Genomic DNA, 16,179 nt, shown 5'->3' with positions numbered 1-16,179 from the left:
AGAAAGGGGTTACCCGTCTGTCATTCTCTGGTGGGGTTGACGACGACCTGTGTACTTCTCGGGGTGGATGTCCGGGCCTCGCCCGTCAGAGGCGGAGTGGACGGTTCCGGGATCTTTGTCCGCTTCGAGGGGGAAGCGTGCTCCGTGGCGGCGGCGTCCCCGGCGTCCGGGTCGCCCTCGGGCCACGCCCCCGCGTCCGCACCCGCCGCCGCCCGGGGCGCCGACGCGGTCGAGCCCCGCACCACCAGTTCCGGGTGGAAGACGAACTCGCTGTGCGGCGCGGGCGTCCCGCCGATCTCCTCCAGCAGCGCCCGCACCGCGGCCTGGCCCATCGCCGGGACCGGCTGCCGGATGGTGGTCAGCGGCGGGTCGGTGAAGGCGATCAGCGGGGAGTCGTCGAACCCGACGACGGAGACCTCGTGCGGCACGTCGAGGCCCCGCTGCCGGGCCGCGCGGATCGCGCCGAGCGCCATCATGTCGCTGGCGCACACCACCGCCGTCGCCCCGCGGTCCAGCAGTGCGCCGGCCGCCGCCTGCCCGCCCTCCAGGGAGTACAGCGAGTGCTCGATGCACCGCTCGGCCGCCGCGGCGCCCAGCCCCAGCTGCTCGCGGACCGCCCGGACGAACCCCTCGATCTTCCGCTGCACCGGCACGAACCGCCGCGGCCCCAGCGCCAGCCCGATCCGGCGGTGGCCCAGCGCCACGAGGTGGGTGACCGCCAGGTGCACCGCCGCCCGGTCGTCGGGGGAGACGAACGGCGCCTGCACCTGCGGGGAGAAGCCGTTGATGAGGACGAACGGGACGCCCTGGCCGCGCAGCCGGGCGTAGCGCTGCATATCGGCGGAGGTGTCGGCGTGCAGCCCGGAGACGAAGATGATCCCGGCCACCCCGCGGTCGACCAGCATCTCCGTCAGCTCGTCCTCGGTGGAGCCGCCCGGCGTCTGCGTGGCGAGCACCGGCGTGTAGCCCTGACGTGTCAGGGCCTGGCCGATCACCTGGGCGAACGCCGGGAAGATCGGGTTCTCCAGCTCCGGGGTGATCAGCCCGACCAGGCCCGCGCTGCGCTGCCGCAGCCGTACGGGGCGTTCGTAGCCGAGGACGTCGAGGGCGGCCAGCACCGACTGGCGGGTGGCCGCGGAGACGCCCGGTTTACCGTTGAGCACCCGGCTGACGGTGGCCTCGCTGACACCCGCCTGCGCTGCGATATCGGCAAGCCGGGCGGTCATGCCAGGGACTTTACCTTTCGCCCCTCAGATTGCCCACCAGGCGCAGCTGTCCCCGGGGAGCACCGCCGACGCCCCCCGGACGGGTAGCGGCGCACTGGCCAGCAGCAGCCGTCCGGGCGCCTCGAACGCGACGTCGCCGCCGGTGGTGTTGACGGTGCACACCACCCCGGGCCGGGCGAACGCCAGCACCCCTTCGGGCGCCTCGCGCCAGGTCATCCCGCCGTCGCCCAGGCCCGGCAGCATCCGCCGCAGCGCGAGCGCCGCCCGGTACAGCTCCAGCGTGGAGTCCACGTCACCGGTCTGCGCCGTGACCGACAGCCCGCCCCACACGGCCGGTTGCGGCAGCCAGCTCCCGCCGTCGCCGAAGCCGTACGAGGCTCCGTCCGGGGTCCACGGCAGCGGCACCCGGCACCCGTCGCGCAGCCCGTCCTGCCCGGAGGAGCCGGAGGCGGCGTCGGCGGCGCTCCGGCGGCGCAGGAACGCCGGGTCCTGACGGGCCTCGTCGGGCAGGTCGGTGACCTCCGGGAGGCCCAACTCCTCGCCCTGGTAGAGGTAGACGGAGCCGGGCAGCGCCAGCATCAGCAGCGTCGCCGCGCGGGCGCGGGCCAGCGAGCCGAGGCGGGTGGCGTGCCGGACCACGTCGTGGTTGGAGAGGACCCAGGTGGTGGGGGCGCCGACGGAGGCGGTGGCGGCCAGCGATGCGTCGATGACCTCGCGCAGCGCCGACTCCCCCCAACTCGCGGTCAGGAACTGGAAGTTGAACGCCTGATGCAGCTCGTCCGGCCGGACGTAGAGCGCCAGCCGTTCCGGGGTGGGTGCCCATGCCTCCGCGACGCCGATGCGGGCGCCGCCGTAGCTCTCCAGCAGGGTGCGCCAGGAGCGGTGGATGGCGTGGACGCCGTCCTGGTCGAAGAAGGGCAGCGACTGGTTGCCGATCAGGGTGGCCTGGCTGCCGCGCCCGATGTCCGGCAGACCCGGCGCCTTGACCATGCCGTGCGCGACATCGATCCGGAAACCGTCGACGCCGAGGTCGAGCCAGAACCGCAGGATCGCCGCGAACTCCGCGTGCACGTCGGGGTTGTCCCAGTTCAGATCGGGCTGCTCGGGCGCGAAGAGGTGGAGGTACCAGTCGCCGCGGTCGGTGCGCGTCCAGGCGGGGCCGCCGAAGACCGACTCCCAGTCGTTGGGCGGCAGTTCGCCGTCGGTGCCGCGGCCGGGCCGGAAGAGGTAGCGCTCCCGGGCCAGCTCCGGGTCGCGGAACCACGGGTGCCGGTCGGAGGTGTGGTTCGGCACGATGTCGACGATCACCCGCAGCCCGCTGGCATGGGCCGCGCGGATCAGCGCGTCGGCGTCCTCCAGGCTGCCGAAGAGCGGGTCGACGGTGCGGTAGTCGGCGACGTCGTACCCACCGTCGGCCTGCGGTGACGCGTAGAACGGCGTGAGCCATACGGCGTCCACGCCCAGGTCCTTGAGGTACGGCAGCCGCTCGCGCACCCCCCGCAGATCGCCGACGCCGTCGCCGTCGCTGTCCGCGAACGACCGTACGTAGACCTGGTAGATGACGGCGTCGCGCCACCAGCCGGGCCCGGGGGCCGGTTCGGCGGCTTGGCGGGCGGGGCTGGGGGAGGTGAGCTGCTGGGTCATCTGCCGTCCCTTCGTGCGGGGAGGGCGGACGGCGTGCCGCCGGTGCGGCCCGGCGCGGGCCGGATGCCACCGGGAGGGGCCGTGCGCCGCCAGGAGCGGTGCGCCTGGCACCGGAATCAACGCGCGGACGGGCGTCGGGTGACGGCCCGTACGCCTTCCCGCCGCAGACCTTTCCAGCAATCTTGCAGAAATATCTCGCAAGGTCTTTCGGTTTTCTTGCGGCGCTGTTACGTTCCCCACCGCCATCTCAGGCGATTCCCCAAGGAGTTCACATGCGGCGTGGCATACGTGGCGTCACCGCCACCGCACTGGCGGCGGGCCTGGCCCTGGCGGCGACGGCCTGCGGTGGTGGCGGCGACGGCAAGGGCGGCGGCGACGGAAAACTTTCCGGTACCGTCACCTTCTGGGACACCTCCAACGACGCCGAGAAGGCGACCTACCGCAAGCTTGCGGAAGGCTTCGAGAAGGAGCACCCCGGCGTCGACGTCACGTACGTCAACGTGCCCTTCGGCGACGCCAACGCCAAGTTCAAGAACGCGGCGGGCGGCAACGCCGGCGCCCCCGACGTGATGCGCACCGAGGTCGCCTGGACCGCCGACTTCGCCCACCTCGGCTACCTCGCCCCCCTCGACGGCACCCCCGCCCTCGACCACACCGCCGACTACCTCCCGCAGGCCCTCGGCTCCACCGAGTACGACGGCAAGACCTACTCCGCGCCGCAGGTCATCGACACCCTCGGCCTCTTCTACAACAAGCAGCTGCTCAAGAAGGCCGGGGTCTCCGTCCCCAAGACCTTCGCCGAGCTGGAGTCCGCCGCCGAGAAGATCAAGGCGAAGACCGGCGCCACCGCCCTCTACCTGCGCGGCGACGACCCGTACTGGTTCCTGCCCTACCTCTACGGCGAGGGCGGCGACATGGTCGACGCCCGCGACAAGACCATCACGATCGACGACGACGCCGGGACCCGCGCCTTCGCCACCCTCAAGCGCCTCGTCGACTCCAAAGCCGCCGTCACCGACGCCACCGACGGCCAGGAGAACCAGCTCAAGGCCCTCAAGGACGGCGACGTCGCGATGGCGATCGACGGCCCCTGGGACATCGAGGGCGCCCGCGCCGGAAAGGCGTTCGCCGACAAGGACAACCTCGGCGTCGCGCCCGTCCCCGGCGGCAGCGTCGCCCAGGGCTCCCCGCAGGGCGGCTGGAACCTCTCCGTCTACGCCGGGTCCGGCAACCTCAACGCCGCCTACGCCTTCGTCACGTACATGAGCGGCGCCGACGTCCAGCGGAAGACCACCGAACAGCTCAGCCTGCTGCCGACCCGCAAGTCCGTCTACCAGCTCCCGTCGGTCAAGAAGAACGAGATGGTGAAGTTCTTCAAGCCCGCCGTCGACGGCGCCGTCCAGCGCCCGTGGATCGCCGAGGGCAACTCCCTCTTCGAGCCGGTCAAGGTCCAGATGAACAAGGTCCTCACCGGCGCCGCCACCCCCGGGCAGGCGGCCAAGGCCACCGGCGACGCCTACCGGAAGCTGCTCAAGGACTACAAGTGACCCTCGCCGCCCGCGTCCGCCGCGCGCTGGCCCCCCACTGGTACGCCTGGACGATGGTGGCGCCCGTCACCGTCGTCCTGGGCGTGATCATCGGGTTCCCGCTGGTGCGCGGCGTCCACCTCTCCCTCACCGACGCCGACGAGGCCAACGTCGCCCGCGACATCGGCATGAACCACCTGCCCGCGACGTACCACTTCACCGGCCTCGACACCTACCGCGCGATCCTTACCGACTCCGTGTTCTGGGGCCGCCTGGGCTGGACCGTCGTGTGGACGGTCGCCTGCGTCGGCCTGACGTACCTCATCGGGCTGGGCCTGGCCACGCTCCTCAACCGCCCGCTGCGCGGCCGCACCGGCTACCGCCTCGCGCTGATCCTGCCGTGGGCGCTGCCCGCCTTCGTCTCCGTCTTCACCTGGCGGATGCTCTTCAACGACCGCAACGGTCTGCTCAACTCCGTCCTGACCGGCGGCGGCATCGGCGCGATCCCCTGGCTCAACGACCCGACGTGGGCGAAGCTCGCGGTCATCGCCGTCAACGTCTGGCTCGGCGTCCCCTTCATGCTCGTCGCCCTCCTCGGCGGGCTCCAGTCCCTCCCGGGCGAGCTGTACGAGGCGGCCGAGATGGACGGCGCCGGGCTCTGGCAGCGCTTCCGGTACATCACCCTGCCGGGCCTGCGCACCGTCAGCTCCACGGTGATCCTGCTCTCCACCATCTGGACGTTCAACATGTTCCCGGTGATCTTCCTGCTCACCCGGGGCGGCCCCGGCGACGCCACGGAGATCCTGGTGACCTACGCCTACCGCCTCTCCTTCGTCGACAGCCCCCGCGACTTCTCCGGCTCCGCCGCCTGGGGCGTCCTGATCCTCCTGCTCCTCAGCGCCGCCGCCGTCCTCCACCGCCGCGCGCTCCGCAAGCAGGGAGAGACGTGGTGACCGAGACCATGAGCGAGATCAGAAACGGGACCGCCCCCGCCCCCGCGAAAGCACCCCGCCCCCGCGGCCACCGTTCCCCCCTCGCCTCCGTCGGCCTGCACGCGACGCTCCTGCTCGCCGCCGTCATCGCCGTCTTCCCGCCCCTCTGGCTGCTGATCACCTCCTTCAAACCCAAGAACGACGCCTTCACCACCGCCGTCGTCTCCCACCCGACCCTCGCCAACTACCGCCACGTCCTGGGCGATACGTCGTTCCCGACGTGGTTCGGCAACTCCGTCCTCGTCGTCGCCGTCACCACCGTCGTCGGCGTCCTCCTCGCCGCCACCACCGGCTACGCGCTGAGCCGCTTCCGCTTCCCCGGGATGCGCCCGCTGCTGTGGCTGCTGCTGATCACCCAGATGTTCCCGGTGGCCGTGCTGATCGTGCCGCTCTACAACCTCATGGCGGGCCTGGGCCTCCTCAACCAGCCCGGCGGCCTGATCGTCACGTATCTGACCATCGCCGTGCCGTTCTGCGCCTGGATGATGAAGGGCTACTTCGACACCATCCCCGTCGAGATCGACGAGGCGGGCCGCGTCGACGGCCTCACCCCCTTCGGCACCTTCTGGCGCCTGGTGCTGCCGCTGGCCCGCCCCGGTCTCGCCGTCACCGGTTTCTACACCTTCGTCACTGCCTGGGCCGAGGTCGCCTACGCCTCCGCCTTCATGACCGGCGACGAACACCTCACCCTCGCCGGGGGCCTCCAGACCTTCGTCAACCAGTACACCAACGACTGGGGCTCGATGACCGCCGCCGCCGTCCTCATCGCCGTCCCGGCCACCGCCGTCTTCGCCTTCGCCCAGCGCCACCTCGTCGCCGGACTGACCGCCGGCACCACCAAGGGATGACATGACTCCGGACCAGCCCGCACCCGCCCCGAGCCAGGATTCCGCCCGCCCCGACTGGTGGCGCGACGCGGTGATCTACCAGGTCTACCCCCGCAGCTTCGCCGACGCCGACGGCGACGGCATGGGCGACCTGGAAGGCATCCGCCGCCGCCTGCCCCACCTGCGCGACCTCGGCGTCGACGCCGTCTGGCTCTCCCCCTTCTACGCCTCCCCGCAGGCCGACGCCGGATACGACGTCACCGACTACCGCGCCGTCGACCCGATGTTCGGCACCCTCGCCGACGCCGACGCGGTGCTGCGCGACGCCCACGCCCTGGGCCTGCGCGTCATCGTCGACCTCGTCCCCAACCACTGCTCCGACCGGCACGCCTGGTTCCGTCAGGCCGTCGACGAGGGCCCGACCTCCCCGCTCCGCGCCCGCTTCCACTTCCGCGACGGCCGCGGCGAGAGCGGCGAACTCCCGCCCAACGACTGGGAGTCCGTCTTCGGCGGCCCCGCCTGGACCCGCCTGCCCGGGCCCGACGGCCAGTGGTACCTCCACCTCTTCGCCCCCGAACAGCCCGACTTCAACTGGGAGCACCCCGCCGTACGCGACGAGTTCCGCGCCGTGCTGCGCTTCTGGCTGGACCGGGGCGTCGACGGCTTCCGGGTCGACGTCGCCCACGGCCTGGTCAAGGCACCGGGCCTGCCCGACACCGGCACCACCGGCCAGATAGCGCTCCTCGGCCATCAGGTGCTGCCCTTCTTCGACCAGGACGGCGTCCACGCGATCTACCGCTCCTGGCGCACCCTCCTCGACGAGTACCCCGGCGAGCGCATAGCCGTCGCCGAGGCATGGGCGCCCAGCCCCGAGCGCACCGCCCGCTACGTCCGCCCCGACGAACTCCACCAGGCGTTCAACTTCCACTACCTCGGCACCGCCTGGGACGCCCCCGCCCTCCGCGAGACCATCGACGCCTCCCTCGACGCGATGCGCCCCGTCGGCGCCCCCACCACCTGGGTCCTCTCCAATCACGACGTGGTCCGCCACGCCACCCGCCTCGGCGGCGGCGCCGCCCGCGCCCGCGCCGCGACCCTGCTGATGCTCGCCCTCCCCGGCTCCGCCTACCTCTACCAGGGTGAGGAGTTGGGCCTGCCGGAGGTCACCGACCTGCCCGACGAGGCCCGCCAGGACCCGGCGTTCGCCCGCCGCACCGGCGCCTTGGGCCAGGACGGGCTGCGCGACGGCTGCCGCGTCCCGCTGCCCTGGACCGAGGACGGCCCCTCGTACGGCTTCGGCGACGGCGGCAGCTGGCTCCCGCAGCCCGACGGCTGGGGCGCCCTCTCCGTCGCGGCCCAGACCGGCGACCCGGACTCCACCCTGGAGCTGTACCGCGCCGCCCTCGCCCTGCGCCGCACCCACCCGGGCCTCGGCGCGGGCACCGAGGTCACCTGGCTGGACGCCCCCGACGGCGTCCTCGTCCTCCGCCGCCCCGGCGGCCTCGTCTGCACCGTCAACACCACCGACACCGCCGTCCGCCTCCCGGCCCCGGGCGAGCCCCTGCTCTCCTCGGGCCAACTCCGCTCCACCGACAGCGAATTCATCCTCCCCGCCGACACCACCGTCTGGTGGGACGCGTGAGCGCACCGGCCTCCCGCGCCACCCCCCGCCTCGCCGACCTCGCAGCTCAGGCGCAGGTCAGCGAGGCGACCGCGAGCCGCGTCCTCAACGGCCGCGCGGGCGTCGCCGCCGCCACCCGGCAGCGCGTCCTCGCCGCCCTCGACGTCCTCGGCTACGAGCGTCCCGTACGGCTACGGCGGCGCAGCGCCGGGCTGGTCGGGCTGGTCCTCCCGGAGCTGACCAACCCGATCTTCCCGGCGTTCGCGCAGATCATCGAGCAGTCACTGGCCGGTCACGGCTACACGCCGGTGCTCTGCACCCAGATGCCGGGCGGCTCCACCGAGGACGAACTCGTCGAGCAGCTGGAGGAACGCGGCGTCACCGGCATCGTCTTCCTCTCCGGCCTGCACGCCGACACCGGCGCCGACCCGGCCCGCTACCACCGCCTGCGCGAGCGGGGCGTTCCGTACGTCCTGATCAACGGCCACCGCCCGGACATCCCGGCCCCCTCCGTCTCACCCGACGACGGCGCCGCCGCCCGCATGGCGGTCCGGCACCTGGCCGCGCTCGGCCACACCCGCATCGGCCTGGCCGTCGGCCCGGAACGGTTCGTGCCCTCCCACCGCAAGGCGGACGGCTTCACGGCGGCGCTGGGGGAGTGCTTCGGCTTACGGCCCGAGCACGCCGAACGCCGCGTCCGCCACACCCTCTTCACCGTCGAGGGCGGCCACGCGGCGGCCGACACCCTCCTCGACGACGGCTGTACGGGCCTGGTCTGCGGCAGCGACCTGATGGCCCTGGGCGCGGTCCGCGCCGCCCGCGGGCGCGGCCTGCCGGTCCCCGACGCGGTCTCCGTCGTCGGCTTCGACGACTCCCCACTGATCGCCTTCACGGACCCACCCCTGACGACGGTCCGCCAACCCGTCCAGGCGATGGCGGCGGCAGCGGTCGACACGCTCATCGAGGAGATGCAGGGGAATCCCGTCCGGCATACGGAGTTCGTTTTTCAGCCGGAGTTGGTGGTGCGGGGGTCGACCGGGGCGGTACGGGGCTGACCGGCGGCAAGCCGAAGAAGCATGGTTGTCAGTACACGATGGACACGATTCGGCAGGCGGCTTCGGCAAGTTGGCGGTCGCCGTCGACGCGGGCCCCGGCGAACGCGGTGGCCGGTGAGATACCACGGGTGCACAGCCGCCACGCGGTCGCAGCGTCCAGCCCGAGCCGGGCGGCGGGCCGACCGGCATCCGGCGCGGCCAGGGACCACCGGCCCTCGACGACGGTGGCGGTCCAGGTGCCGCCGGCCGGGCCGCCGATGTGCACCTGGACCTGTGTACCGGACGGGGCAGGGGTGTCGCGCAGGGTGTGCGGAAGGGCCCGCAGGAAGGTGTCCAGGACCACGGACAGGAGGCGCGGATCGGGATCGGTCTCCTGACCGACGGCGTGGCGGATCTGCTGACGATGGGTCCAGAACTCGGTGAAATCCCGGGCGCTGTCGAGCCACATGGGAGCGGGATCGGCACCGGCCCAGGACACCCCCAGCGAAGCCCTGTCGAGATCGACGGTCTCGAAGAACCGGGTGACCTGCCCGCCGACCAGGTCCACCGTGTCGGTCAGCGCGGCGGCGCTGACCCGGCGGTGGGCGTCCACCCACTCCTGGTTGATGCGGTGGATGAACCCCTCCAACGTCTCGCCCGGCGCCGGGGCGGGGCCGCCCCGATGGCCGTCGCGGTCGCGGCCGAGGCGCCCGTAGAAGTCACCGAGAAGATGCGCGACAAGATCGTGCACGCTCCATCCCGGCACCGCCTCCTGCCCCCAGTCGGCAGGTGCCAGCCCCCGCAAGGTGGCCATCAACGCCGCCTGCTCCGCCGCGAACAGGTCACGGGCATCGATCGGCGCACCGAGTCGGCGCCATCCATCAGACATGCCTAGCCCCGAGTGACCGCGTACGCGACGAAGGCCCGCCAGGTGCCGGAGGTGACGGCGAGCTGGGGGCCGTCCTTGTCCTTGGAGTCGCGGATGTGGATGGTGGTGGGGGAGGTGGCGATCTCTACGCAGTCGCCGTCCCCGCCGCTGCTGTAGCTGCTCTTGAACCAGGCCAGGTCGGTGGTGCTCATAGCGCTCCTCGCATCCGCTGCAACAGGCTCAGTGAGTCTTCGGGGGAGAGAGCCTGTGAACGCATCCTGGCATATCGCATATGGAGCACGCTGATCTCCTTGGGGTCGGAGAGAAGGAGCCCGCTGCGTTGCCCTTCGCAGTACCCGAACCACTTGTTGGACGGGGTCTCCGCCAACTGCATCGGGCCATCCAACCCAGCGTGCGTTTCGCGGACTTGCGGCATGATCTGCACCTCGACATTCCTTGCCGAGGCCAGGTCCAGAATATGGTCGATGAGTTCCCTGGTCACGTCTGTCCCGCCAACGTGACGGAGAAACAGGTGCTCTTCAAGGATGAAGCTGTACGCAGTGTTCGGCCGTTGCCCCAGCAGGCGCTGTCGGTCCATCCGCGCCGCCAGTTGGTTCGCGATCTGCTCATCGTCCAAGGGCGGAAGCTGATTGGCGAACAGCGTCCGTGCATACGCCTCCGTCTGCAACAAGCCCGGGATCAACCGGCACTCGTACGTATAGAGACTCACGGCTTCCTCCTCCAGGTCCGCCCACTGGCGGAACCAGGACGCCAAGCCAGGCTTCCGGGCGAGATGCCGCGCCATCGCCCGCAGCACACCGAACGCGTCCAGCACTTCCTCGGCCCGCGTGATGAAGTCAGGCGGGGGCAAGCGCCGCCCCTGCTCGATCGACGCCACCATCTGGACCGAGAACTTCACCAGCGGCGCCAACTGCTCCTGCGTCAGCCCGGCCCGTTCCCGGAATGTCTTGACGGCGGCGCCGAACGCCTTGAGGCTGTCCGTGGACTCCGGCTCGTTGCCGCCTGTGTTCCCTGCCATGTTCCGGCACCTCCGCTGTGTGCGCCCCTCCAGCCAACTCGGCCATGCTCACGGTCGGTTACCCGTACTGTCCACTCTCTGCGCCCGTACGCTGACCCAGCGTACGAGCGCAGTTGCTGGTCAAGGCATTGACCAGGGCGCCAACTTGGGCATATGCACGCCTCATCCGCCGCGCCCGCGGCCCCCGCCACCGTTACCGCGCGTGTGTTCGCACAGCGCTTCAGTGCCACCCGCCGCGGCGCCCGCCTCGCCCGGCGATTGGCCACCGCCCAGCTCGACGCCTGGGGCACCCCGTACGGCAGCGAACGGTCCGACACCGTCGCCCTGCTCGTCGCCGAACTCGCCGCCAACGCCGTTCTCCACGGCCGTGTCCCGGGGCGTGACTTCGAGCTGCGGCTCACCCTCGTAGGCGGTCCCGCCGGACGCGACCGGCTACGGATCGAGGTCGCCGACACCCGCACCGAGGCCCGGCCGCCGGGGCCGGACGGGCTGCGTCCGCCCGCACCGGACGCCGAATCGGGCCGGGGCCTCCTCCTCGTCGATGCGTTGGCCGACCACTGGGAGGTCGCCGACCGCCTCGGCGTCGGCAAGATCGTCCGGGCGGAGATGGGGTGGTGATCCGGCCGCGCGAGGTGCGAACCGGGCCTGACCGAAAGAGACCCACCTCCGCAACCCGCCACAGGCCACAGGCGTCCTCCGCGGCAGATGTCCGCACCACCTTCCGCGGACAGTCAAAAGGGGGCAGCAATGGATCCGGAATCTGGGGACTTCTACGTCACGGACAACCCGTTCGCCGCCTACGGGGCGGGCGTGTTCTGTGTGGTCGGCGGCGCATGGGCGGTGTGGAAGGCTTTCGAGGGGTACCGCGGGGCCCGGAAGATGATCCGGGAGGGGCTGACCGCCGAGGGACGCGCCATCAAGGACCTCCGGCGCCGTGGCGAGAACGGCGATATCCACCACCTCCCGGTCATCAAGTTCACCGACCAGGACGGCCGCAAGCGGACCTTCCGCTCCTCCCTGCAGTTCAGCAAACCCCAGTCCGGCCAGGAGTTCCTCGTCCGCTACCTCCCCGACGCCCCCGCCGGCACCGCCGAGATCCACTCCTGGCGCGCCCGCTGGGCGAACACCCTCGGCCTCGCCTTCTGCGGCCTCGCCTTCGTGGCCGCGGGGGTGACCCTCGTGGTGTCGTACGTGGTCGTGTACGGCTGACCTCCGGCTCCGGGCCCGCCCCGACATGCACCCGCCCGCCGCCCCGGCGATCCTGGGAGAAGCGCATTTCCCGAGGGGCCGGGCGCGGGACGCGGTCCGGCTGCCGCAGCCGAGGAGGAGGGCGCATGGGACACCACCATCACAAGCCGAACAAGGCGGTCGAGGGCGACCCGGACGAGGGCCACGGGCGCGGGATGCCCCGGCGGCCCGACGGGCGGGAGGCCGAGCGGCGTACCGAGGAGGACCGCCGCGAGGTGGGCCTGCCCGACGGTGCCGGGAAGGACGACGCGACCCGGTACGCGGAGGAACGGGCCGAGGTGGAACGCGAGGCCAACAGCGGCACCATGCCCCGCAGCGTCGCCCCACGGAAGAAGCGGAACCCGTACCCACCCTCCGACTACGAGGAGTGAGCGCGGGGCCGCCAGTCGTACGGGTGGGCCGGAGAGACGGGCGAGCCGGACGCGCGGGCCCGGCCGCCCCCGCAGGTCAGAGGTACGGAGCTGGAATGAGTCAGGAACCCGAACCGATCAGCGCCGCCGAGCGCCGCGCGCTGGAGCGGGACCGCGACGCGCTGCGCGCCGCCCGCGCGGCCGACGCCCCGGCGCCGCAGGACTCCGATCAGGCGGGCGACCGCGGCGACGCCGCCGACCAGTCGGAACGCGTCGACGAGGCCACCCACATCGGGGTCCGCCTGGCCGAGATCACCCTGCGCCTGCACGAGGGCGAACGCGCAGGCGTGCCGCCCGTCGACGCGGTCGGCGTGGGCAGCACCGTCACCGTGCGCTTCCCGGACGGCGACCGGGCCACGCTCCACCTCGCCCGACTGGCATCGGACCGCGACCCGACCCTCGTCACCGCCGACAGCCCCCTCGGCCACGCCCTCCTCGGCCACGAGGCGGGCGACCGCGTCGAGTACGCCACCCCCGACGGCCGCGAGACCGTCCACCTGCTGTCGGTCGGCGAACCCGGTCCGGAGAACGGACGGTAGCGGGCCGGCGGCCCAAGCCGGCGCTCCTTGACGGGTGGCCGGTGCCGGCCGGGGCACGGCGCACCGGGGCTCTCCGGGCAGCTTCCGCAACCCCTGGCCGCTGCCGCCCGCCCGGCTCCGCCCGAGCATGGCCGCCACCAGCCGTCCGCCCGTGTCGGCCCGCCCCTCAGCCCCCCAGGCACTCCCGCACCGCCGCGACCAGCCGGTTCGCCCGCGCGTCGCCATGGCCGATCATGCGGTTGGCGACGTACGCGAACCCGACGCCGAACGCATCGTCACCGAACGCGAACTGACCGCCCGCGCCGTCGTTGCCGAAGCTGCGGGCGCCGAGCATCGGCCGGAACGGCGAATCCAGCAGGAACCCCGCACCCCAGCGGGCCCCGGCATCGAACCCCAGCCACCCCGCACCGGAGGAGACCTCCCGCACCACATCCGTCACGGACTCCGGAGCCAGCAGCCGCCCGTGCCCGTCAAGACCGGTGACGGCCGCCGCGTACAGCCCGGCGAGGCCCGTCGCGGAGGCCACCGCGCCCGCGCCCGGCAGCTCCGTGCCGAGCAGCGCCGGGTCGTTCCAGCCGTACGGCGCGTCGATGCCGGGGAAGACCAGCGCGCCGTTCATCGTCACGATGCGGGTGAGCAGATGCTCCGGCCCCGGCATCGCGGGCCGCCCCGCCGCCTCCGTCAGCCGCGCCCGGCCCGCCACCTCCTCCTCGGGCAGCCCGATCCACGCCCGCAGCCCCAGCGGATCACCCACCGCCCGGCGGAAATACGCACCCGGCGTGAGCCCGGTCAGCCGCCGGATCACCTCACCGAGAACGAAACCGAAGACATGGCCGTGGTACTCGTACGCCGCACCCGGCTCCCACAACGGCCGCTGCTCCTCCACGGCGTGCACCACCGGCGTCCAGGCGGCGATCTCCTCGAACGTGAGCACCCGGTCGAGGACGGGTATCCCGGCCCGGTGTCCGAGGACCATCCGGCAGGTGATCTCCTCCTTGCCGTGCCGGGCGAACTCCGGCCAGTAACGGGCGATCGGCACATCAAGATTCAGGAACCCTTCCTGAACGAGCAGCTGCACACACACCCCGACCAAGCCCTTGGCGCACGAGAACACCGGTACGACGGTCTCCCGCTCCCACGGCCGCCCGGTCCGCTCGTCGGCGGCCCCGCCCCACAGCTCGACGACCTTCCGCCCGCCGACGAACACCGTGACCGCCGCGCCCAGTTCGGGAAAGTCCGTGAAGTTCCGCACGAACGCCTCGGCGACGCCCCCGAACCCCTCGTCCACCTCACCGTGACACTGCTCCACCGGGCCCAGCCCCCTCCGTAACGCGCTCCCGGCGCGCGGTGCCCCCGCCCGCCGCCGACCGCGCCACGGTACGGCGACGCCCGCCCCGGCGCGAACGAATTTCCGCACGGCGGGGCGGGCCGGGAACGATGCGGAGGGGGAGTGGGAGACCAATGAACAGTGGCTTCAACTCGCGCTTTTACGGCTGGAGTTGGCGGGTGCGGGGTCGCCCGGGTCGCCCGCCTGCCTGCGTGCGCCTCGCCCTCCAGTCCGCGTGCGTCCCGCCCCCCGCCCGTCAGACGCCGAACGCCGCCGGATAGCGGATCGTCCCGGACGGAACCGGCGCATCCGGAGCCAGGGCGAGCGCCATCATCGCCTCGTCCGGAACGCCGAACGGCGCCCGGATGCCGAACCGGGACGCGGGCACGAACCCGAAGCGCGGGTAGTACGCGGGATGCCCGAGGACGAGGACAAGGTTCTCGCCCCGCGCACGCGCCGCCTCCAGCGCCGCCCGGATCACCGCCGACCCGGCACCCCTGTCCTGCGCCGACGGCACCACCGGGAGTGGCTGTTCTGTGCCGGGGCCGGGGGCGGTCGTTCCGGGTCGGGAAGGCGGGGAGCCGGTGGGGCCTCCCCGCCTTCGGGGAACGGTTCGGGGCGGGCTCAGTCCCAGGTCATGTCGATGCGGCCCTCGAAATCGCGGTATCCGGCGCGCCGGAACGCGTTCGACATGGGGACGTTCCCGAGGTCGGTGGCCGCCCGGATCCGGGGCACGCCCTGCACGGTCAGCACCCGGGTGCCCTCGGCGAGCAGCGCGTCCGCGTACCCCTTGCCACGGTGCGTGGGCACCACTCCGAGATACGCGATGATCGCGTGGTAGTCGTTCCGCGCCGGAATCACGAACCCGACCGGCTCACCGCCGGGCGACACCGCGACCCGCCACCACTCCCGCGGGCTGCGGTACCGCACCAACTCCTCCTCGTACTGCCGAACCGCCGCCGCCCGCGCCGACATCCGCCCCAGCTCGGCACGACTGTGCGCGTCCAACGTGCCGTCCAGCACCGACGTCATCAGCGTCAGCAACTCCTCGCGGTCGCGGGGTGGGCGGAAGGTGAGCGCGGTGGGGGTGAGTGCCGTGGGGGTGCGTACGGGGCCGGGTGGCGTGAGTCCGTCCCGTGCGGGGCCGGAGGGAGCGGCGGCGTCGCGTTCCCGGTCCGGTGGCGCGGCGGCGTCCCGCGGCGTCCACTCCCACCGCAGCCGCTCGACGAGCAGCCGGGCGCCGGTCCGTTCCAGCGCCGCCATGCGGTTCTCCACGGCGCGCCGCTCCACCGGATCCGTACGCCAGCCGGGCGGGACGAACCGGAGGTACTCGGGCCGCGCCCCGTCCGCCGGCACGGCGGGCAACGCGGCGCGCAGCAGCCGCACCCCCGCATCGAACGGATCGGGTCCGGCGGCGCCCGCCCCGGAGCCGTCGGGCGCGGCGCCCGCGTCATCGAGGTCGAAGACGTCCATGAGCAGTGGGACGGCATCACCCGGCCGCGACCACCAGGCAACGCGCGCCAGAACGCGGTCGCCGTGCAGCGCCACCCACATCCACGACGGCTTCCGCCGCCCCTCGGCGAGGTCACCGGCCAACTCGTCATTGAGGGCGTACGGGAGGCTGCGGAAGAGGTCCAGCTCCTCGGGCCCGGTCAGGGGGCGCAGGGTCAGGTCGTTGTTCGGGTCGTTCGGGTCATCAGGGCTGTTCGGGTCGGGCGTCGGGCGCGGACGTTCGTTCGCGCGCGGGTGGTTCGTCTGCGTGGTCAAGGCGCACTCCTACGGGGCGCCCGTCCCCTCCGGGATCAGCGGGAGGCCGTGTCCCGGGAGGACGCGGGCGCGGTGACGGCGGTGGTCATGCCTGCCTCCTCCTTCCGATGT

16 protein-coding genes and 1 pseudogene are annotated in these 16,179 nt (G+C 72.6%); 9 read left to right on the top strand and 8 right to left on the bottom strand.

The genetic code is table 11. The annotated features are described in order from the left end of the window. Window positions 1-20 precede the first annotated feature (20 nt). Entirely contained in the window at window positions 21-1,226 is a 1,206-nt protein-coding gene (locus OG422_RS08200; protein WP_405741433.1) for a LacI family DNA-binding transcriptional regulator, read from the bottom strand. 24 nt (window positions 1,227-1,250) lie between these two features. Beyond that, a complete protein-coding gene (locus OG422_RS08195; protein WP_405741430.1) occupies window positions 1,251-2,870 on the bottom strand; it encodes a glycoside hydrolase family 13 protein in 1,620 nt (539 codons plus the stop codon). Window positions 2,871-3,142: 272 nt separating this feature from the next. On the opposite strand from OG422_RS08195, the gene OG422_RS08190 reads away from it, so the two are divergent. Genes OG422_RS08190 through OG422_RS08170 form a run of 5 tightly spaced genes read left to right on the top strand, consistent with a single transcriptional unit; the run spans window position 3,143 to window position 8,891 of the window. Continuing rightward, complete coding sequence (locus OG422_RS08190; protein WP_405741427.1) at window positions 3,143-4,417, top strand: extracellular solute-binding protein; 1,275 nt, start codon at window positions 3,143-3,145, stop codon at window positions 4,415-4,417. Next, the gene (locus OG422_RS08185; RefSeq protein ID WP_405741424.1) at window positions 4,414-5,349 is read left to right on the top strand and encodes a carbohydrate ABC transporter permease; all 936 of its coding nucleotides are present in this window, start codon (window positions 4,414-4,416) and stop codon (window positions 5,347-5,349) included. Before OG422_RS08190 ends, OG422_RS08185 begins: the two co-directional genes overlap by 4 nt. An 8-nt stretch (window positions 5,350-5,357) precedes the next feature. Next, complete coding sequence (locus tag OG422_RS08180; RefSeq protein ID WP_405747681.1) at window positions 5,358-6,236, top strand: sugar ABC transporter permease; 879 nt, start codon at window positions 5,358-5,360, stop codon at window positions 6,234-6,236. A gap of 1 nt (window position 6,237) precedes the next feature. Beyond that, window positions 6,238-7,857, top strand: coding sequence for a glycoside hydrolase family 13 protein (locus OG422_RS08175; protein ID WP_405741421.1), 1,620 nt, complete (start codon window positions 6,238-6,240; stop codon window positions 7,855-7,857). After that, the gene (locus tag OG422_RS08170) at window positions 7,854-8,891 is read left to right on the top strand and encodes a LacI family DNA-binding transcriptional regulator (RefSeq protein ID WP_405741418.1); all 1,038 of its coding nucleotides are present in this window, start codon (window positions 7,854-7,856) and stop codon (window positions 8,889-8,891) included. Before OG422_RS08175 ends, OG422_RS08170 begins: the two co-directional genes overlap by 4 nt. 28 nt (window positions 8,892-8,919) lie before the next feature. On the opposite strand, the gene OG422_RS08165 is transcribed toward OG422_RS08170, so the two are convergent. Genes OG422_RS08165 through OG422_RS08155 form a run of 3 tightly spaced genes read right to left on the bottom strand, consistent with a single transcriptional unit; the run spans window position 8,920 to window position 10,777 of the window. Beyond that, the gene (locus OG422_RS08165; protein ID WP_405741415.1) at window positions 8,920-9,759 is read right to left on the bottom strand and encodes a maleylpyruvate isomerase family mycothiol-dependent enzyme; all 840 of its coding nucleotides are present in this window, start codon (window positions 9,757-9,759) and stop codon (window positions 8,920-8,922) included. Window positions 9,760-9,761: 2 nt separating this feature from the next. Then, entirely contained in the window at window positions 9,762-9,950 is a 189-nt protein-coding gene (locus OG422_RS08160; protein WP_405741412.1) for a DUF397 domain-containing protein, read from the bottom strand. Continuing rightward, entirely contained in the window at window positions 9,947-10,777 is an 831-nt protein-coding gene (locus tag OG422_RS08155; protein WP_405741409.1) for a Scr1 family TA system antitoxin-like transcriptional regulator, read from the bottom strand. The genes OG422_RS08160 and OG422_RS08155 overlap by 4 nt, the downstream gene beginning before the upstream one ends. 153 nt (window positions 10,778-10,930) lie before the next feature. On the opposite strand from OG422_RS08155, the gene OG422_RS08150 reads away from it, so the two are divergent. The 4 genes from OG422_RS08150 to OG422_RS08135 all read left to right on the top strand — a co-directional run bounded on the left by OG422_RS08150 (window position 10,931) and on the right by OG422_RS08135 (window position 12,974). Beyond that, window positions 10,931-11,395 (top strand): ATP-binding protein, encoded by a 465-nt coding sequence (locus OG422_RS08150; RefSeq protein WP_405741406.1) that lies wholly within the window; start codon window positions 10,931-10,933, stop codon window positions 11,393-11,395. Window positions 11,396-11,524: 129 nt separating this feature from the next. After that, window positions 11,525-11,986: a DUF3592 domain-containing protein gene (locus tag OG422_RS08145; RefSeq protein ID WP_405741403.1), complete on the top strand. Its 462-nt coding sequence runs from the start codon at window positions 11,525-11,527 to the stop codon at window positions 11,984-11,986. Window positions 11,987-12,111: 125 nt separating this feature from the next. Then, window positions 12,112-12,396 carry a hypothetical protein gene (locus OG422_RS08140; RefSeq protein ID WP_405741400.1) on the top strand — a complete coding sequence of 95 codons (285 nt, stop codon included), beginning with the start codon at window positions 12,112-12,114 and terminating at the stop codon, window positions 12,394-12,396. Window positions 12,397-12,491: 95 nt separating this feature from the next. After that, entirely contained in the window at window positions 12,492-12,974 is a 483-nt protein-coding gene (locus OG422_RS08135; RefSeq protein ID WP_405741397.1) for a GreA/GreB family elongation factor, read from the top strand. A 166-nt stretch (window positions 12,975-13,140) separates the two neighbouring features. Here the strand turns inward: OG422_RS08135 and OG422_RS08130 are convergent, their stop codons facing one another. The 3 genes and pseudogenes from OG422_RS08130 to OG422_RS08120 all read right to left on the bottom strand — a co-directional run bounded on the left by OG422_RS08130 (window position 13,141) and on the right by OG422_RS08120 (window position 15,966). Continuing rightward, complete coding sequence (locus tag OG422_RS08130; RefSeq protein ID WP_405747679.1) at window positions 13,141-14,292, bottom strand: serine hydrolase domain-containing protein; 1,152 nt, start codon at window positions 14,290-14,292, stop codon at window positions 13,141-13,143. A gap of 265 nt (window positions 14,293-14,557) precedes the next feature. Continuing rightward, window positions 14,558-14,806 (bottom strand): annotated as a pseudogene (locus OG422_RS08125) (GNAT family N-acetyltransferase); the annotation flags it as partial. 119 nt (window positions 14,807-14,925) lie between these two features. Further along, the gene (locus OG422_RS08120) at window positions 14,926-15,966 is read right to left on the bottom strand and encodes a GNAT family N-acetyltransferase (protein WP_405747677.1); all 1,041 of its coding nucleotides are present in this window, start codon (window positions 15,964-15,966) and stop codon (window positions 14,926-14,928) included. Between the last annotated feature and the right edge of the window lie 213 nt (window positions 15,967-16,179).

Origin of the sequence: Streptomyces sp. NBC_01525 (genome assembly GCF_045040405.1) — a bacterium.
GTDB classification, from domain to species: Bacteria; Actinomycetota; Actinomycetes; order Streptomycetales; family Streptomycetaceae; genus Streptomyces; species Streptomyces benahoarensis.
Note: the sequence above shows the minus strand (reverse complement) of the source record. Positions and strands in the feature narration are given on the sequence as shown.